Source organism: Pseudactinotalea suaedae (assembly GCF_009733815.1).
Lineage (GTDB): Bacteria > Actinomycetota > Actinomycetes > Actinomycetales > Beutenbergiaceae > Pseudactinotalea > Pseudactinotalea suaedae.
Genome location: NZ_WNXY01000002.1, coordinates 80900 through 98376 on the forward strand (window position 1 = coordinate 80900; position 17477 = coordinate 98376).

Annotated in this window: 18 protein-coding genes; 9 read left to right on the plus strand and 9 right to left on the minus strand. The window is 70.0% G+C overall.

Annotation, left to right across the window (positions count from 1 at the left end):
- The first annotated feature begins 43 nt into the window (after positions 1-43).
- The 5 genes from qcrC to GPA04_RS21425 all read left to right on the plus strand — a co-directional run bounded on the left by qcrC (position 44) and on the right by GPA04_RS21425 (position 4503).
- A complete protein-coding gene (qcrC, locus tag GPA04_RS03785; RefSeq protein ID WP_436277901.1) occupies positions 44-823 on the plus strand; it encodes a cytochrome bc1 complex diheme cytochrome c subunit in 780 nt (259 codons plus the stop codon).
- Positions 820-1899, plus strand: coding sequence for a cytochrome bc1 complex Rieske iron-sulfur subunit (qcrA, locus tag GPA04_RS03790; protein WP_156222561.1), 1080 nt, complete (start codon positions 820-822; stop codon positions 1897-1899). The genes qcrC and qcrA overlap by 4 nt, the downstream gene beginning before the upstream one ends.
- Positions 1896-3611 (plus strand): cytochrome bc1 complex cytochrome b subunit, encoded by a 1716-nt coding sequence (qcrB, locus tag GPA04_RS03795; RefSeq protein ID WP_156222563.1) that lies wholly within the window; start codon positions 1896-1898, stop codon positions 3609-3611. The genes qcrA and qcrB overlap by 4 nt, the downstream gene beginning before the upstream one ends.
- Before the next feature lie 75 nt (positions 3612-3686).
- Positions 3687-4304 (plus strand): superoxide dismutase, encoded by a 618-nt coding sequence (locus tag GPA04_RS03800; RefSeq protein WP_156222565.1) that lies wholly within the window; start codon positions 3687-3689, stop codon positions 4302-4304.
- A gap of 76 nt (positions 4305-4380) precedes the next feature.
- On the plus strand, positions 4381-4503 hold the full coding sequence (locus GPA04_RS21425; RefSeq protein ID WP_277754271.1) for a hypothetical protein: 123 nt from the start codon (positions 4381-4383) through the stop codon (positions 4501-4503).
- A 344-nt stretch (positions 4504-4847) separates the two neighbouring features.
- Here GPA04_RS21425 and GPA04_RS03810 read toward each other — a convergent pair whose 3' ends face one another.
- The 6 genes from GPA04_RS03810 to GPA04_RS03835 all read right to left on the minus strand — a co-directional run bounded on the left by GPA04_RS03810 (position 4848) and on the right by GPA04_RS03835 (position 10707).
- A complete protein-coding gene (locus GPA04_RS03810) occupies positions 4848-5303 on the minus strand; it encodes a cytochrome c oxidase subunit 4 (RefSeq protein ID WP_156222567.1) in 456 nt (151 codons plus the stop codon).
- Positions 5304-5305: 2 nt separating this feature from the next.
- Positions 5306-7051, minus strand: coding sequence for an aa3-type cytochrome oxidase subunit I (gene ctaD / locus GPA04_RS03815; protein WP_156222569.1), 1746 nt, complete (start codon positions 7049-7051; stop codon positions 5306-5308).
- Complete coding sequence (ctaC, locus tag GPA04_RS03820; RefSeq protein WP_241680589.1) at positions 7044-7907, minus strand: aa3-type cytochrome oxidase subunit II; 864 nt, start codon at positions 7905-7907, stop codon at positions 7044-7046. The genes ctaD and ctaC overlap by 8 nt, the downstream gene beginning before the upstream one ends.
- Positions 7908-8104: 197 nt before the next feature.
- Positions 8105-8851 (minus strand): FKBP-type peptidyl-prolyl cis-trans isomerase, encoded by a 747-nt coding sequence (locus GPA04_RS03825; protein ID WP_162458509.1) that lies wholly within the window; start codon positions 8849-8851, stop codon positions 8105-8107.
- A 272-nt stretch (positions 8852-9123) separates the two neighbouring features.
- Positions 9124-9477 (minus strand): HesB/IscA family protein, encoded by a 354-nt coding sequence (locus GPA04_RS03830; RefSeq protein WP_156222575.1) that lies wholly within the window; start codon positions 9475-9477, stop codon positions 9124-9126.
- Positions 9478-9570: 93 nt separating this feature from the next.
- Entirely contained in the window at positions 9571-10707 is a 1137-nt protein-coding gene (locus tag GPA04_RS03835; RefSeq protein WP_162458510.1) for a glycerate kinase, read from the minus strand.
- Positions 10708-10747: 40 nt separating this feature from the next.
- On the opposite strand from GPA04_RS03835, the gene GPA04_RS03840 reads away from it, so the two are divergent.
- A complete protein-coding gene (locus GPA04_RS03840; RefSeq protein WP_162458511.1) occupies positions 10748-11353 on the plus strand; it encodes a DUF3043 domain-containing protein in 606 nt (201 codons plus the stop codon).
- Positions 11354-11385: 32 nt separating this feature from the next.
- Positions 11386-12396, plus strand: a complete 1011-nt coding sequence (locus tag GPA04_RS03845; RefSeq protein ID WP_156222581.1) for an aldo/keto reductase family protein — start codon at positions 11386-11388, stop codon at positions 12394-12396.
- Positions 12397-12500: 104 nt separating this feature from the next.
- On the opposite strand, the gene GPA04_RS03850 is transcribed toward GPA04_RS03845, so the two are convergent.
- The 3 genes from GPA04_RS03850 to GPA04_RS03860 are packed head-to-tail and all read right to left on the minus strand — an operon-like array spanning position 12501 to position 14334.
- On the minus strand, positions 12501-13514 hold the full coding sequence (locus GPA04_RS03850; RefSeq protein ID WP_156222583.1) for a quinone-dependent dihydroorotate dehydrogenase: 1014 nt from the start codon (positions 13512-13514) through the stop codon (positions 12501-12503).
- A 5-nt stretch (positions 13515-13519) separates the two neighbouring features.
- Positions 13520-13960: a hypothetical protein gene (locus tag GPA04_RS03855; protein ID WP_156222585.1), complete on the minus strand. Its 441-nt coding sequence runs from the start codon at positions 13958-13960 to the stop codon at positions 13520-13522.
- Positions 13957-14334, minus strand: a complete 378-nt coding sequence (locus GPA04_RS03860) for a hypothetical protein (RefSeq protein ID WP_241680590.1) — start codon at positions 14332-14334, stop codon at positions 13957-13959. Before GPA04_RS03860 ends, GPA04_RS03855 begins: the two co-directional genes overlap by 4 nt.
- A gap of 120 nt (positions 14335-14454) precedes the next feature.
- On the opposite strand from GPA04_RS03860, the gene GPA04_RS03865 reads away from it, so the two are divergent.
- A complete protein-coding gene (locus GPA04_RS03865) occupies positions 14455-15933 on the plus strand; it encodes a leucyl aminopeptidase (RefSeq protein WP_241680591.1) in 1479 nt (492 codons plus the stop codon).
- 142 nt (positions 15934-16075) lie between these two features.
- Positions 16076-17476, plus strand: coding sequence for a dihydrolipoyl dehydrogenase (lpdA, locus tag GPA04_RS03870; RefSeq protein ID WP_156222589.1), 1401 nt, complete (start codon positions 16076-16078; stop codon positions 17474-17476).
- The last annotated feature ends 1 nt before the right edge of the window (position 17477 follow it).

Here is a 17477-nt window from a genome sequence, read left to right on the forward strand (position 1 = left end):
ACGCCCCGCCGGACCACAGGCGACAACGAGAGGAAACCCCCGCGTGAGCTCACAGGCTCGTGGCCGCCGTCACCGGTTCGCGCCGATGCTGCTGCTGGCGTTCGCGCTGGTGCTGGTCGGCGGCGTGTACACCGCGGTGACACCCACCACGGCTCAGGCGGACTCGCTGGCGAGCGCCGACCCGGCCAAGGGCGCCGACCTCTTCCGCACGAACTGCTCCACCTGCCACGGCACGGGCGCCGTCGGGTCGGACCTGGCCCCCTCGCTGATCGGCGTCGGCGCGGCGTCGGTGCACTTCCAGGTCACCACCGGCCGCATGCCGATGCAGGCCAACGCCCCTCAGGCCGAGGAGAAGCCGCCGCAGTTCTCCGAGGCGGAGGCGCTCGACATGGCCGCCTACATCGCCTCGCTGGGCCCCGGCCCCGAGATCCCCACCGCGGAGCAGGTCGACCCCGCGCTCGGTAGCCCCGCCAACGGGATGCTGCTCTTCCGCACCAACTGCGCGATGTGCCACAACGCCGTCGGAGCCGGTGGCGCCCTGAGCGAGGGCAAGTACGCGCCCTCGTTGATGGACTCCACGCCCACCGTGATCTACGAGGCGATGCTCACCGGTCCGCAGTCGATGCCCGGGTTCAACGACGCCATCCTGTCCCCCGAGGAGAAGCGCGACGTGATCGCTTTCCTCATCGAGCAGCGCGAACCGCAGCCCGGCGGGCTCTCGCTCGGCTCGCTCGGCCCCGTCTCCGAGGGCCTGTGGGTGTTCGTCGTCGGGCTCGGAGTGCTGATCGGCTTCTCCGTCTGGATCGGATCGAGGTCCTCATGAGCGACCAGCACCACAGCTCCGAGGTCGGCCGCCCCGATGACGACGGTGGCGCCATGAACCTGCCCGAGCGGTTCGAGAACCCGGGTCTGGAGCCGCACCGTCACCGCCTCGGCGACTCCGACCCGAAGATCGCCAAGCGCTCCGAGCGCCAGATCGTCTTCATCTTCCTGATCTCGGTGCTGGCCAGCATCGGCGGCCTCGTCGGGTACTTCCTGATCCCGGTCGACGAGCCCAACGTGCTCAACGTCCGCCTCTCGACCCTGGTCCTGGGCCTCGGGCTCGGCCTGGGGATGCTCGGCATCGGCGTCGCGGCCGTCCAGTGGGCCCGCGCGCTCATGGACGACACCGAGAAGATCGAGGACCGGCACCCGATGTCGGCCGGATCCGCGGTGCAGCAGCAGGCGTTCGAGATGCTGCGCGACGGCGCGAAGGAGGCGAACGTGGCGCGCCGGCCGGTGCTCAAGGGCGCCGTCGGTGGCGCGCTCGCGCTGGCTCCGCTGGTCTACCTCGTGCCCCTGATCGGCAACCTCGGCGCCGACTGGGACATCAGCAAGTTCGCGCACACCGCGTGGCGGCCCGTCCGTGGTGGTGACCCGGAGATGTACTACCAGGGTCAGTTCCGCTACCTCGCCCTGGACCCCCAGGACACCCGGATCCGCGCGGCCGACGTCACGAACAACAACATCGTGCACGTCATCCCCCGCGGGCTCCCCGAGCAGGAGCACTACCTCGAGGAGAAGGCCAAGGCTGTCGTGCTGCTGGTCCGTGTCGACCCGGCCCTCCTCAAGGAGTCGCCGGAGCGCGCGAGCTGGTCCTACGACGGCATCGTGGCCTACTCCAAGATCTGCACCCACGTCGGGTGCCCCGTGGCCCTGTACGAGCAGCAGACGCACCATCTGCTCTGCCCGTGCCACCAGTCCACCTTCGACATCACGGACGCCGCCAAAGTGGTGTTCGGGCCGGCCAAGCGGGCGCTCCCCCAGCTCCCGATCGCGGTCGACGAGGAGGGTTACCTATACGCGACCGCCGACTTCGACGAGCCGGTCGGTCCGAGCTATTGGCAGCGTGAGCGATGACTGAAACCAGCGCCTCCGGGCGTTCAGCGGCTACGGCCGACCCGATCGTGCCGAAGCCCGTCTCCGGCACGGTCGACTACCTCGACCAGCGTGTCGGCGCGGCCTCGATGATCAAGGGTCTGGCACGCAAGATCTTCCCCGACCACTGGTCCTTCCTGCTCGGCGAGATCGCGCTCTACAGCTTCATCGTGCTGCTGCTCTCGGGCATCTTCCTCACGATGTTCTTCGTGCCCTCCATGGCCGAGGTCCACTACCCCGAGGACGCGCTGCCGGTCACGATGCAGGGCATCGAGATGTCGGAGGCGTTCGCCTCGACCGTCTACATGTCGTTCCACGTGCGCGGCGGTCTGCTGATGCGGCAGATCCACCACTGGGCGGCGCTGCTGTTCGTGGCCTCGATGGTCATCCACATGCTGCGCGTCTTCTTCACCGGGGCGTTCCGCAAGCCGCGCGAGCTCAACTACCTCGTGGGCTTCTCGATGCTCATCCTGAGCCTGCTGGCCGGCCTGACCGGCTACTCGCTGCCGGACGACGTGCTCTCCGGCAACGGGCTGCGTATCACCGACGGCGTGGTCAAGTCGATCCCGATCATCGGCTCGTACATGTCCTACATGGTGTTCGGCGGCGAGTTCCCCGGCACCGACGTGATCCCCCGGATGTTCACGCTGCACATCCTGCTGATCCCGGGCCTGATCCTCGCCCTGGTGGCGCTGCACCTGTTCCTGGTCTTCTGGCAGAAGCACACCCAGTACCCCGGACCGGGGCGCACCGACAAGAACGTCGTCGGCTACCCGCTGTTCCCGGTGTACATGGCCAAGGCCGGTGGCTTCTTCTTCATCGTCTTCGGTGTGCTGGCTCTCATGGGCGGCATCATGAGCATCAACGCGGTCTGGAACTACGGCCCGTTCGACCCGGCCCTGGTCTCGGCCGGTGCGCAACCTGACTGGTACATGCTGTTCCTCGAGGGATCGCTGCGACTGATGCCAGGTCAGCCGGAGTTCGTGATCCTCGGCTGGACGCTGTCGCTGAACGTGCTGATCCCGGCGGTCGTGCTCCCCGGCCTGCTGTTCACCTTCCTCGGCGCCTACCCGTTCATCGAGCGGGCCGTCACCAAGGACATGGGTGAGCACCACGTGCTCGACCGACCCCGCAACACCGCCACCCGGACGTCGCTCGGAGCCGCGTTCCTCAGCGTGTTCATCGTGCTGCTGATCGCCGGCTCCAACGACCTGGTCGCCACGCACTTCGGGCTCTCGCTCAACGCGATCACCTGGGCGCTGCGGGTCCTGATCTTCGTGCTGCCGGTGGTGGTCTTCATCATCACCAAGCGGATCTGCCTCGCGCTGCAGCGCAAGGACCGCGAGGTCGTGCTCCACGGTCACGAGACCGGGCAGGTGCGCCGCACCGCGGACGGCAAGTTCTACGAGGTGCACCAGCCGCTTGACGAGTACGAGCGCTGGATCAAGGTCGGGCACCACGTGTACCGGCCGCTCCAGCTCGCCGCACGGGAGGACGCGAACGGCGTCCGACGCCCCGGCGGCCACCTGGACAACCTGCGCACCTCCTTCTCGCGCTTCTTCTACGAGGACCGCGTGGAGCCTGTGACGCCCACCGAGATCGCAGCCGCGCACGGCAACGGCCACGCGGAGATCACCGAGGGCGAGCCGACCCACGCCGGTGAGCTCACCAGCACCGGCGGAACATCTCGCTGACCCACCTGGTTAGGGTGGAGTGAGAGGCGCGTCGGAGAGCCCGGCACGCCACAGTAGTTTGACGTGGAGGAACATATGCCGCAGTACACCCTGCCCGACCTGCCGTATGACTACGCAGCGCTGGAGCCGCACATCAGCGGCAAGATCATGCAGCTGCACCACGACAAGCACCACCAGACCTACGTCGACGGCGCGAACACCGCCCTCGAGAAGCTGGCCGCCGCACGGGAGTCCGGCGACAACGCCGCGATCAACCTGTTCGAGAAGAACCTCGCGTTCAACCTCGGTGGCCACATCAACCACACCGTGTTCTGGAACAACCTCTCCCCCGACGGCGGCGGAGAGCCCGAGGGCGAGCTGGCCGCGGCGATCACCGAGTTCTTCGGCGACTTCGCGAAGTTCCAGGCCCAGTTCACCGCCAACGCCACGAGCATCCAGGGTTCCGGCTGGTCCGTGCTCGGTTGGGACAGCATCGGCCAGCGCCTCTCGCTGTTCCAGCTCTTCGACCAGCAGGGCAACGTCCCGCTGGCCATCACCCCGGTGCTGATGCTGGACATGTGGGAGCACGCCTTCTACCTCGACTACCTCAACGTCAAGGCGGACTACGTCAAGGCGTTCTGGAACATCGCCAACTGGCAGGACGTCGCGGCTCGCTTCGAGCGCGCCCGCACCCAGACCCAGGGACTCGTCTGATCGTCTCAGACACCCGCGTACGACGGCGGCCCCTCACCCACCAGGGTGAGGGGCCGCCCTCGTCGGTAGGGAGGGGGTGCTGGCGCTGCTGGCGCTCCTGGCGCGGCTGCTGGCCCGGCTGCCGGCGCTGCCGGCGCTGCTGGCGCCGCTGCTCGCGCTGCCCCGCGCCCCTGCTCGCACGCGTGACGGGCGGTGCTGATGCGGTTGGCTCCGATACTGATGCCGGTCGAGAACATCGCATCGCTGGTTGACGTGCAGGGCTGCGTGGCCCGAAGCACCGCTTCCTGGCGGGTGTCGGTGACTTAGCGCCCATCTGCCTGCGACAGCGGTGGGACAGCGCCCACGCGGTCGCCTCCTGTGGGCCCTAACTCACCGCCGCCTCCGAGGCGTGGGCGCTAACTCACCGCCCCAAGCAGGACGTGGGCACTACCTCACGGCCCCTTCCGAGGCCTGGGTGCTCGCCCACCGCCACCTGCGCCCGTGAGCGCTCGCTCACACCCGCGTCGTGCCGAGAGAGGCCTGCGGCGGCGGTCCTGGCTGACGTCAGTGCGCGTGGGGCCCGCGGTTGTACTCGAGGACGTGCCCGGCCACGCCGATGACACCCACGACGACGCCGATACCGGCGATCCACCACTGCATCAGCGCGGGCCCGAGGAAGATCAACGCGACGGCGACGCCGCAGATCAGGGGCCACCAGCTCCACGGCGAGAAATGACCGTACTCACCAGCAGCGACGTGCTGCTCGGCGTGCGGGTCGTCCTCGGGCCGGACCTCGATCTCTCGGCTCAGCTTGAACAGATATCCGCCCGAGAGGACGCAGAGACCGACCAGCAGCGTCAGGGCTGTGGTCCCGATCGGCTCGACGGAGCCGAAGTACAACCAGGACCAGTACGCGTAGAGACCGGTCATGAGCGCGAAGAAGGCCGCGAGCAGGATGAAGAACTTCCACTCTGGGGCGAGGGGCTGGACCTCGACCTGCTTCTTGTTCTTGGCGGACATCCTCAGTCCTCGCTCGTCTTGTTGTCCCGGGACCCGACAGCGACCCCGATCGTGGTGTTCTCCGGCTCGTCCGCGTCGAGCGCAGCCACCTCAGGGTGGTGCAGGTCGAACGCGGGTCGCTCCGAGCGGATGCGCGGGAGCCGGTCGAAGTTGTGGCGCGGCGGCGGGCTGGACGTGGCCCACTCGAGCGAGTTGGCGTAGCCCCACGGGTCGTCGAGCTTGACCAGCGGCCCGGTGCGCCAGGTGCGGTACACGTTCCACAGGAACGGCAGCGTCGAGGACGCGAGCACGAACGCCGAGACCGTCGAGATCTGGTTGAGGATCACGAAGTCGGGCTCGGGCAGGTACACCGGGATGCGGCGCTGCATGCCCAGGACGCCCAGCCAGTGCTGCACCAGGAACGTGCCGTGGAAGCCGAAGAACAGCAGCCAGAAGTGAACCTTGCCCAGACGCTCGTCGAGCATCCGCCCGGTGAACTTCGGCCACCAGAAGTAGAAGCCGGCGAACATCGCGAACACCACGGTGCCGAACACCACGTAGTGGAAGTGCGCCACCACGAAGTAGCTGTCGTGGACGTGGAAGTCGAGCGCCGGGCTCGCCAGGATCACGCCGGTGAGCCCACCGAACAGGAACGTCACCAGGAACCCGACCGACCACAGCATCGGGGTCTCGAAGGTGATCTTCCCCCGCCACATCGTGCCGATCCAGTTGAAGAACTTCACACCGGTGGGCACCGCGATCAGCATCGTCATGACCGCGAAGAACGGCAGCAGCACCGCGCCGGTCGCGTACATGTGGTGCGCCCACACCGTCACCGACAGGCCTGCGATCGCGATCGTCGCGAACACCAGACCCTTGTAGCCGAAGATCGGCTTGCGGGAGAACACCGGGAGGATCTCGCTGACGATGCCGAAGAACGGCAGCGCGATGATGTACACCTCGGGATGCCCGAAGAACCAGAACAGGTGTTGCCAGAGCATGGCGCCGCCGTTCTCTGGCGCCAATATCTGGGTGCCGAGGATCCGGTCGGAGCCCAGGGCGAACAGCGCGGCCGCGAGCACCGGGAACGCGATGAGCGCCAGCACCGAGGTGATCATGACGTTCCAGGTGAAGATCGGCATCCGGAACATCGTCATGCCGGGCGCGCGCATCGTCACGATCGTGGTGATGAAGTTGACCGAGCCGAAGATGGTGCCGAACCCGGTCATCGCCAGGCCCATGACCCAGAGGTTCCCGCCCAGCCCCGGCGAGTACGTGAAGCTCGAGAGCGGCATGTAGGCCGTCCACCCGAAGCTCGCCGCGCCCCTGGGGGTCAGGAAGCCTGCGCAGGCGATGATCCCGCCGAACAGGAACAGCCAGTACGAGAACATGTTCAGCCGCGGGAACGCCACATCGGGCGCCCCGATCTGCAGGGGCACGATGATGTTGCCGAAACCGACGAACAGCGGTGTCGCGAACAGCAGCAGCATGATCGTGCCGTGCATCGTGAAGAACTGGTTGAACTGCTCGGCGCTACGGACGATCTGGATCGCCGGGTCGAACAGCTCCGCGCGGATGGCCAGCGCGAGCAGGCCGCCGATGCAGAAGAACACGAACGACGTGATCAGGTACAGGTAGCCGATCGTCTTGTGGTCGGTCGAGGTGATCCACTTGACGACGGTTCGTCCGAGAGTCTCCCGCTTCCCGACCAGACCCGGGATGCTCTCGTCGCTCGGCAGGGCCGAGTACTCGGCGGTTCCGCTAGCCATTCTGGTCCTCTTCCTCGCCGAACTGCGGGTTCTCAGGCGCGACGTCACGGTTGTAGTCCTCGCCGAGCTCACCGGTCTGGCCTGCCGCCGCGAGGTCGGCCATGTGCTGCTCGAACTCCGCCTGGCTCACCACCTCGACGTTGAACAGCATGTAGGCGTGGTACTCGCCGCACAGCTCGGCGCACCGGCCGTAGTAGGTGCCCTCGACCTGCGGCGTCACCTGGAACGCGTTGGTGCGGCCAGGGATGGTGTCGAGCTTGTACAGGAAGGCCGGGATCCAGAACGAGTGCATCACGTCGCGGGAGTTCAGCGTGAACTCGACGGTCTGCCCGACCGGGAGCACGAGGGTGGGCACCTGGTCCTGGGACCAGTAGTCCGCGAGGCCCTCGTCGGGGTCGGAGGAGATGTCGTTGAGGTCAGCCGGCTGGCCGGTGTCCCAGACCTGGTAGTCGAGGTAGTTGAAGTCCCAGCTCCACTGCCGGCCGTACACCTGGATGTTGAGGTCGGTCTCGTCCCTGTCGATCTCGGTGATCGAGTCCTGTGTACGCACCGTGTAGAAGAACAGCACGCCGACCATGATGATCGGGATGAAGGTGTAGAGCAGCTCCAGCGGCAGGTGGTACCGCAGCTGCACCGGCAGCTGGTGGTCGTCCTTGCGCTTGCGGTAGACGATCACGCACCAGATGATCAGGCCCCACACCAGGACGCCGATGATCAGCGCGGCGAGCCACGAGCCGGTCCAGAGACGGACGATGGCGTCGGTCTCGTCGGTGGTGTTCTCACCGGTGGGCATCCAGCCGCGCCCCACCGCTTCCGGGGAGCAGGAGCTGATCAGCGCGATGGCCGCAGCCGCCACGACGGCAGCCGCTCCGGTACGCAGCCGCCGGGCTGCTGAACGCGTGGGCGATGACACTGTGCGCTGGCCTTCCGACGGCATTTCCTGACGACTTCCGATGACCTGTCTGCACCTTCTGCGGGCAGCCGGCCGTCGGCCTCAACACTAGCGCGAGAGCGCGCCTTCTCGGGACATCGACGCCCCCGGAAGTGGCGCTCTCAGGCGGCGCCGAGCACGTCTGCCACGACCGCGATCGCGGGCCCTGACTCGGAGCTGGGCGCGACCAGCACCACGCGCGAGCCGACCGGGACGCCGTCGAGCAGATCGAAGATCGTGCCCTGGCCCAGCACGGCGACGAGCGGGCCCGACGTCGGGGACACGACCCCCTCGGAGTCGGCCGACTCACCATAGGCGGGCGACCACGAGGTCTCCAGGCTGCTGCCGTCCCAGTAGACGACCGAGAAGGCGACGGCGACGCTCTGGCCCATGGCCACCGGGTCGCCGGAGCCGTCGGCGAGCCGGTAGACGGCAGGCTCGGCCGGTTCCTCGGCGTCGGCGGCCACGGAGACCGTTGCCGCGGACCCGAGCTCGCCCTCGACGACGACAGGCAGGTCGGGGACCTCGAGCGGCGTCGCGTCGGCCTGGCCGGCATCGCTGGCGTTGAAGGTGTCGACGACGTCGACGACGAAGACGATGGTGTCGGTGCCGCCGATGCCGGCGCCGGCGTTGCCCTGCTCGCCGTACCCGAGCTCAGGAGGGATCGAGATCAGCAGCCGCGAGCCCACGGTGGCCTCGGGGATGCCCGTGGCCCAGCCATCGACGACGGAGTTCAGCGAGAACAGCGAGGGCGCGCCCCGCTCGTAGGAGCTGTCGAACTGGGTGTCGCTGCCCCAGACGTGGCCCGCGTAGTTGGCCAGCACGGCGGCGCCGGGGCCGACCTCGACGCCGTCGCCCTCGCTCAGCACCTCGACCTGCAGCCCCTCGGGGGCGCAGCCGTCCGGCCAGGTGAAGCTCGGTGCCTCGCCGAACGCCCCGCCGGCCTCGGGCAGCTCCTCGCCTGCGGGAGTGCAGGCCTCGGCCGCGTCGGTGGGGGCCTCGGAGGACGCGCTCGGGTTCAGGCTCGAGGTGCCGGTGGGGTCACCGCCGCCCGCACCCTCGGAGCCGCATGCGGCGAGGCCGAGGAGGGCGGCCAGAAGCGCCGCCGTGGCGAGTCCGCCACGGCGCGCACGGGCGCCGCTCAGTGGAACGAGTCGCCGCAGGCGCAGGATCCGCCGGCGTTCGGGTTGTCGATCGTGAAGCCCTGCTGGGAGATCGTGTCGGCGTAGTCGATGGTGGCGCCGGCGAGGTACGGGACGCTCATCTTGTCGACCACGAGCTGGACACCTTCGAACTCGCGGACCGCGTCACCATCGAGGTCGCGGTCGTCGAAGACGAGCTGGTAGATCAGGCCTGAACAACCGCCGGGCTGCACACCGAGGCGCAGCCGAAGGTCGTCACGGCCCTCCTGGTCGAGCAGCGCCTTGACCTTGGCGGCGGCGACATCGGTCAGCGCGACGTCGTGAGTCGGGGCGGGAGCCTGGGTCTCCGTCATGGTGCTGTTCCTCCTGTGCGCGTCCGGTGCGGGTGGACCGGCTGTCCGTCCCAACACACGACGTTGCGCCTGTGTTCCTGAGTCCAGCGTACGTCAGCGAGACCAGGTTCTCGCGACCCTGCTCGCGCGCCGGGACAGCGCGGTGGCCAGATCGACCGGCGGCGCGGCTCGCCCGGGTGCGGGCGGGTCGGTCAGCGGGTAGATCGCCTCCAGGCCCGTGCCCGACAGCTCCCGCCGGCTCAGTCGCACGGTGGGCGCCAGCGCGACCGCGGGCACGAGGGCTGCCAGCGCGACGCGCCCGACGGCGCCAGGTACGCCGTCGAGAGCGCCGCCGTCGAGCACTCCCCCGGCGGTCAGCACGAGGTCCGCACGGCCGACGGCGGCAGCGAGATCGGTCTCGACGGCGACGACGTCGGCCCCCGGCAGCACCCGCGCACCCGCGCAGGCGAGCGCGAACGCGACGCCACCGCCGGCGCCCGTGTGCGGGCGCCGGGACGCACGGACCTCCTTGGCGCCCTCGCCCAGCAGCAGCGAGGGTCGGGCCCGGTACGCCGACTCGATCGTGGCGACGAGGCCGGCCAGCTCGAGCTCACGGGCCTGCGCCGCGGCAGCATCGATCCCGGGGCGCCCGGCCAGGGCGGCTCCGGCACCACTCAGACCTACGAGGGGTTCGAGCGTTGCTGCCGCCACGACCACCTCCACGTCCCGGAGCACCTCGGACGCCGTGCGCAGCACCGCCTCGGCGGGCACCTCGGGCGCAGCACCAGCGAGCGCACGCAGCGCACCGAGGCCGGCGTCGTGGGTCCCGCCCGCCCCGACGCCCAGCACGACGCGCCGCACACCCGCACGGATCGCCGCCAGCAGGACGTCCCCGACGCCGGCGCTGCTCCCCTCGGTGGCGAGCCGGGCGGCATCGGGCGCCTGCGGGTCACCCAACCGGGTGGCCGCCTCGACGTACGCGCTGTGCCCCACACGCAACCAGGTGGTGGGCGCCTCGACGCCCCACGGGTCCCGCGCCAGCACGGCTTCGTGCTCACCGCCCAGCGTCGCGGCGAGCGCCTCGAGGAACCCGGCCGCGCCGTCGGTCATCGGGTGCGCGGTGATCTCGTCGTCGGGCCGGGCATGGGTCCAGCCGTGCGCCAGGTGTGCGGCGACGTCGACTGCGCTCGCCATCGCGGCGGTGTCGTCGGGGCCGGCCCCGATGCGGTCGGGGGCCATCAGCAGTCGCACGCGGCGAGTGTGCCAGGTCAGCGCAGATAGGCTCGGTGTCGTGTTCGGACGCAAGAAGAACGACGAAGAGGCACCGGTTGCCTTCAAACCCATGCCCGTCGCCGAGGAGACGCCTGTCGTCGGCAAGGGACGACCCACGCCGAAGCGTCGAGAGGCTGAGGCCGCCAACAAGCGTCCGCTGATCTCGGGTGACCCGAAGGCCGACAAGGCGAAGGCCCGCGCGGCCCAGGCCAAGCAGCGTGCGCTGATGGACCAGGCGATGCAGACCGGCGACGACCGGTACCTGCCGGCCCAGCACAAGGGCCCGGTGCGCCGGTTCGCCCGTGACTGGATCGACTCGCGGTGGACGCTGGGTGAGTTCTTCCTGCCGGTAGCGCTGCTGGTCATCGTCGTGATGTTCGGCGGCAGCATGGTCGGACTGCCCCCGCAGATCATCGTGTACGCGATCCTCGGCCTGTACGCGATCGTGCTGGTCGCGCTGATCGAGGCGATCACGTTGTCCGTCGTGGTGCACCGCCGGGCGGTCGCCACGTTCGGCAAGCCCAGCACGCGCGGCATCCGCCTCTACACCGCCATGCGTTCCATGCAGATGCGCCGCATGCGCCTGCCCAAGCCCCAGGTCAAGCGCGGCGACCGCCCGAGCTGATCGACGTAGCACCACCTCTCTGGGAGACACCGATGCGTTATCGCCACCTCGGCCGTTCCGGCCTCAAGGTCACCGAGATCACCTACGGCAACTGGTTGACCCACGGCTCGCAGGTCGAGGCCGACGTCGCCGCTGCGTGCGTGCGCGCCGCGCTCGACGGCGGGATCACCAGCTTCGACACCGCTGACACCTACGCCAACACCAAGGCCGAGGAGGTGCTGGGCGTGGCGCTGGCCGGCGAGCGCCGCGAGTCGCTGGAGATCTTCACGAAGGTCTACTTCCCGACCGGCCCTCAGGGTGCCAACGACACCGGGCTGTCCCGCAAGCACATCATGGAGTCGATCAACGGCTCGTTGCGTCGCCTCCAGACCGACTACGTCGACCTCTACCAGGCCCACCGCTACGACTACGCGACCCCGCTCGAGGAGACGATGCAGGCGTTCGCCGATGTGGTCCGGACCGGCAAGGCCCTGTACATCGGCGTCAGCGAGTGGACCGCACCGCAGCTGCGTGAGGGTGCCGCACTGGCCAAGGAGCTCGGTTTCCAGCTGATCTCCTCGCAGCCGCAGTACTCGATGCTGTGGCGGGTCATCGAGGAGGAGGTCGTCCCGACCTCCCGCGAGCTGGGCATCTCCCAGATCGTCTGGTCACCGATCGCCCAGGGCGTGCTGACCGGCAAGTACCAGCCCGGCCAGGCGCCGCCGGAGGGGTCGCGCGCCACCGACACCTCGGGTGGGCAGCAGATGATCCGGTCCTGGATGCGCGACGAGGTCCTCGAGCGTGTCCAGCAGCTGCGCCCGATCGCCGACGAGCTCGGCCTGAGCATGGCTCAGCTCGCCGTGGCCTGGGTGCTGCAGAACGACAACGTCGCCGCCGCGCTCGTGGGAGCCTCGCGCCCCGAGCAGGTCGCGGACAACATCAAGGCCTCCGGCGTGGACCTCGAGCCCGAGGTGCTCGCCCGCATCGACGCCGCCCTCGGCGACGTCGTCGAGCGCGACCCGTCCAAGACCTACGACGTGTCCCCCAAGGAGCGCCTCAGCTGAGGTCCCTTCCTCGCACGCGCCCGAGTTTCCACACGGTTCTCGACAACCGACTGGTTCCAGCACGATTCCGTGCGCCGCGAGGTGTACGGAATTGAAAGCTGGGGTCAGCGGAGGGCGCGGTTGATCGTGCCCGCCCAGGACGGTCCGGCGTAGACGAAGGCTGTGTAGGCCTGGACCACGGTGGCGCCGGCGTCGAGCATCGCCTGCGCGTCGCGCGCCTCGGAGATGCCGCCGACGCCGATGACCACGGCGTCCGGGCCGACCACGGCGCGCACCCGTCGCACCACCTCGAGCGCCCGCGGCAGCAGCGGTGCTCCGCTGAGCCCACCGGGACCGTGGTCGTGCGCGATCGTCGTGTTGGTCGCCACCACGCCCGCGAGACCGAGCTCGACGGCGAGGCGAGCCACCGCGTCGACGTCCTCGTTCGCGAGGTCGGGCGCGATCTTGACCAGCACGGGCACGTCCCGGCCGGCCGCGTAGGCGGCCTGCTCCTGCACGGCTGCGAGGATCGGCCGCAGCGACTCCGTGGCCTGCAGGTCGCGCAGCCCGGGCGTGTTGGGCGAGGACACGTTGACGACGAGGTAGTCCACGTGCGGCGCCACCGCGCGGGCGCTGGTGACGTAGTCGGCCACCGCCTGCTCGGGTGGGGTGATCTTGGACTTGCCGATGTTCGCGCCCAGCACCAGCCGCTTGCCGGCCGCGGTGCGGCGCAGCCGGGCGAGCCGGCGGCCAGCGGCGGCCGCGCCCTGGTTGTTGAAACCCATCCGGTTGACGAACGCGCGCTGCTCGAGCAGGCGCATCAGCCGCGGTCGGGCGTTGCCGGGCTGCGCGTGCGCGGTGACGGTGCCGACCTCGATGAAGGCGAACCCCAGCGCGCGCAGCCCGAGGGCCATCGTCGCGTCCTTGTCGAACCCGGCCGCCAGACCCAGCCGACCCGGGAGGTCGCGGCCGAAGACCCAGTGAGCGCCGCCGTCGGGCAGTCGCCCGAACAGGGCGGTGACGATCGCTCGGAGCGGCGGGACCTCGCCGGCGAGTCGGATCAGGCGGCCGGCAAGGTGATGGGCGGTCTCCGGATCCAGGCGCGAGAGCACGCGGCTGAACAGCAGGCGGTAGAGCACGGACCTCAGCTCCGGACCTGGGAGAGCCGGCGGGGGCTCGACCACCACAGCCAGGCGAGCCCGAGGAACGGCAGCACGAGCGGGATGTATCCGTACCCCTGGCCGAAACCGGACCAGACCGAGTCGGCGGCGAACATCTCGGGGTGGGTGAGCGAGAGGACGCCGACGGTGAGGACGCCGACGAGCTCGAACAGCACCGTGACCCAGCCGACCACGCGCAATCGGCGGCCGTTGTGCGCGAGCGCCACCGTGGCGACCACGTAGACGACGGCGGAGAACGCGGACAGCCCGTACGCCAGCGGGGCCTCACCGCCCTTGGCGATCAGCTGGTAGCCCGCGCGCGCCGTGGCGGCGATCGCGAAGACGCCGTAGACCACGATCAGCACCCGACCGGCGCCGAAGGCGGGCCGGCGGGTGTCGGCGGGGCCCTGAGGCTCGTCGGTCATGCTGCTCCCTGTCCCATCGACCAGAGCTGAAGGATGCGGAGCTCCATCACCAGCACGGCGAGGGCGATCACCACGAGCGTCACCGAGCTCCACCGGGTGCGCTCCGCGATCGCGACCACCGCGGCGGCCGGGAGCAGCAGCACGGCCACGATCACATAGCCCCAGAACACCGGGGGCTCCGCCAGCTCCCGGCCACCGGCGAGCTCGATGATCGCCCCGACCGCCTGCACCAGCAGCAGGACGAGCACCACGCCGCCAGCGATCAGCTGCTTGAGGATGACGGCACGGTCGCGCAGCGCCCAGATCCCCGCCCAGAGGGCGAGCAGTCCGCACGCGGCCATCGCGGCGTAACCGCCGCCCGTGACGAGGTCCACCTACGGCACCCGGATCTGGTTCGTCACGGCGACCAAGGCTAGGCCATGCCGCACCCGGTCCGGGTCGCCGGGCCGTTCGCGCGGGCGAGCGGGCGGCCGATCCTCAGTAGGGTGGTTCGGGTGACCACCGTCGAGCTCAACAGCACCCCTCTCGCCAAGATCCGCAGCGACGCCCTCGTGCTCGCGACCAGCGCCGGTGACCAACCGGGCGTGCTCGCCGTCGCAGGGCTGCCCAAGCAGCTGCGCGCCGCCGTCGAGAGCGCCGCGAAGGTCGTGGGTGTGACCGGCGCGCTGGACGAGGTTCTCAAGGTTCCCGCGCCGGCGGGGTTCGCCGCTCCGCTGCTGGTGCTGAGCGGTACCGGTATGGCCTCCGACGCTCCGCTCACGGCCGAGGCGCTGCGACGCGCCGCAGGGTCGGCCGGTCGGCAGCTCGCCGGCACCGGCACCGCGACGTTCGCGTTCCCGGTCCAGACCTCGGGCGACGCCGCTGCGGTCGCGGAGGGCGCGCTGCTCGGTGCCTACTCCTTCACCGGGTACAGCGGTTCGCCCACACCGCTCACCGCCGTCGAGGTGGTCGTGCCGGACGCCAAGGACAAGGTGACGCGCACCGCCGTCGAGCGCGCCGCCGTCCTCGCCGAGGCCGTCCACGGCGTCCGTGACCTGGTCAACACCGCCCCCAACGACCTCTACCCCGCCTCGTTCGCCGACAGGGCGAAGGATCTCGCCAAGGGCAGCAAGGTCAGCGTCACCGTGCTCGACGAGGCGGCGCTGCGCGCGGGCGGTTACGGCGGACTGGTCGGGGTCGGGCAGGGTTCGACGCGCGGTCCGCGCCTGGTCAAGCTCGAGTGGAAGCCCCGCAAGGCGGCTGCGCACTACGCGCTCGTCGGCAAGGGCATCACGTTCGACTCCGGTGGCCTCTCGCTCAAGCCGGCCAAGTCGATGGAGACGATGAAGTGCGACATGGCCGGTGCGGCCGCCGTGCTGCACACGGTTCTCGCCGCCGCGCGGCTGGGGGTCGGCGTCCGAGTCACCGGGTGGCTCGCGCTCGCCGAGAACATGCCCTCGGCGACCGCTCAGCGACCCTCCGACGTCATCACGATCCGCGGCGGTCGCACGGTCGAGGTCCTCAACACCGACGCCGAGGGCCGGCTGGTGCTGGCTGACGCGCTCGTCGCGGCCGGCGAGGAGAGCCCCGATGCGCTCATCGACATCGCCACCCTCACCGGTGCTCAGATGGTCGCCCTCGGCAACCAGGTCAGCGCGGTGATGGGCACCGAGGACACCCGCGCCGAGGTGCTCGCTGCCGCGGAGGCCGCCGGTGAGCAGTTCTGGCCGATGCCGCTGCCCGAGGAGCTGCGTGCGTCGATGAAGAGCCCGGTCGCCGACATCGCCAACATCGGCGACAGGTTCGGCGGCATGCTCGTCGCGGGTCTGTTCCTGCGCGAGTTCACCGACGGCAAGCCGTGGGCGCACCTGGACATCGCAGGCCCGGCCTTCAACGAGGGGTCGGCGCGCCACTACGTGCCCAAGGGCGGCACCGGCGTCGGGGTGCGGACGCTGCTGCAGCTGGTCGAGGCCGCGGCCGGCGGCGGCCGATGAGTGCACCAGCGAGTGAGGACCGGAACGGAGTGAGGACCGGAGCGAGCGTCGGTGCGCGACCACGGGCCATGAGGGTGAGCCGCGCCACATCCCGCCGTCGAGGTCGGGTTCCGTTGCCGCGGGAGGGCCGGTCGGTGCCAAGATGGTACGGACCCGATCCGGAGGTGCGCAGGTGACCGAGCAGGACCACGACGTCGTCGTCCTGGGAGCCGGCAGCGGCGGTTACGCCGCGGCGCTGCGGGCGGCCGAGCTCGGCCTGTCCGTCGCCATGGTCGAGGTCGACAAGGTCGGCGGTACATGCCTGCACCGCGGCTGCATCCCCACCAAGGCGCTGCTGCACGCGGCGGAGGTGGCTGACGCGGTGCGCGAGGCGGGGGCGTTCGGCGTCAGCGCGAGCCTCGACGGCATCGACGTGCCGAAGATCAACGCGTACAAGGACGGCGTCGTCTCGCGCCTGTACCGCGGGCTCGCCGGGCTGGTCAGCTCCCGGAAGATCGAGGTGATCCCCGGCTGGGGCCGGCTCGTCGCCCCCGACACGGTCGAGGTGGAGGGCCGCCGGATCACGGGCAAGAACATCGTGCTCGCCACCGGGTCCTACGCCCGCACCCTCCCCGGTCTGGAGATCGGTGGCCGGGTGATCACCTCCGACCAGGCGCTGGCGATGGATTGGGTCCCGGCCAGCGCCGTGGTGCTCGGCGGCGGCGTGATCGGCGTGGAGTTCGCCAGCGCCTGGCGCAGCCTTGGAGCCGACGTCACCGTGGTCGAGGCGCTCGATCACCTGGTCCCCAACGAGGACGAGGCGCTCAGCAAGGGTCTGGAGCGGGCGTTCCGCAAGCGCGGCATCGGCTACCAGCTCGGCACCAGGTTCGAGAGCGTGACCCAGGACGAGACCGGCGTCGTCGTCACCCTCGAGGGTGGCAAGCAGATCGAGGCCGAGGTCTTGCTGGTCGCCGTCGGTCGCGGCCCGGCGACGGCGGAGCTCGGCTATGCCGAGCAGGGCCTGACCCTGGACCGTGGTTTCGTCGTGGTCGACGAGCGGCTGCGCACCGGCGTCGGACAGATCTACGCGGTCGGTGACATCACCCCCGGGCTGCAGCTCGCGCACCGCGGCTTCGCCCACGGCATCTTCGTGGCCGAGCAGATCGCGGGTCTGGAGCCGGCTCCCGTGGTGGACTCGACGATCCCCCGCGTCACCTACTGCGAGCCTCAGGTCGCCTCGGTCGGGCTGACCGAGGCCGAGGCTCGCGAGCAGCACGGCGAGGTGGAGACGCTCGAGTACAACCTCGGCGGCAACGGCAAGAGCCAGATCCTCGGCACCACCGGGTTCGTCAAGCTGGTCCGCGCCAAGGACGGTCCGATCGTGGGCGTCCACATGCTCGGCGCTCGGATGGGTGAGCAGATCAGCGAGGGCCAGCTCATCGTCAGCTGGGAGGCCTTCCCCGAAGATGTCGCCACCTTGATCCACGCCCACCCCACCCAGAACGAGTCGCTCGGCGAGGCCGCCCTGGCCCTCGCCGGCAAGCCCCTGCACTCTCACGCCTGAC

Coding starts and splice junctions, on each gene's coding strand:
- GPA04_RS03845 (WP_156222581.1), top strand. CDS start 11,386: ATGCGTTATCGCCACCTCGGCCGTTCCGGCCTCAAGGTCACCGAGATC.
- qcrB (WP_156222563.1), top strand. CDS start 1,896: ATGACTGAAACCAGCGCCTCCGGGCGTTCAGCGGCTACGGCCGACCCG.
- ctaD (WP_156222569.1), bottom strand. CDS start 7,051: ATGGCTAGCGGAACCGCCGAGTACTCGGCCCTGCCGAGCGACGAGAGC.
- GPA04_RS03810 (WP_156222567.1), bottom strand. CDS start 5,303: ATGTCCGCCAAGAACAAGAAGCAGGTCGAGGTCCAGCCCCTCGCCCCA.
- lpdA (WP_156222589.1), top strand. CDS start 16,076: ATGGTACGGACCCGATCCGGAGGTGCGCAGGTGACCGAGCAGGACCAC.
- qcrA (WP_156222561.1), top strand. CDS start 820: ATGAGCGACCAGCACCACAGCTCCGAGGTCGGCCGCCCCGATGACGAC.
- GPA04_RS03800 (WP_156222565.1), top strand. CDS start 3,687: ATGCCGCAGTACACCCTGCCCGACCTGCCGTATGACTACGCAGCGCTG.
- GPA04_RS03855 (WP_156222585.1), bottom strand. CDS start 13,960: ATGACCGACGAGCCTCAGGGCCCCGCCGACACCCGCCGGCCCGCCTTC.
- GPA04_RS03830 (WP_156222575.1), bottom strand. CDS start 9,477: ATGACGGAGACCCAGGCTCCCGCCCCGACTCACGACGTCGCGCTGACC.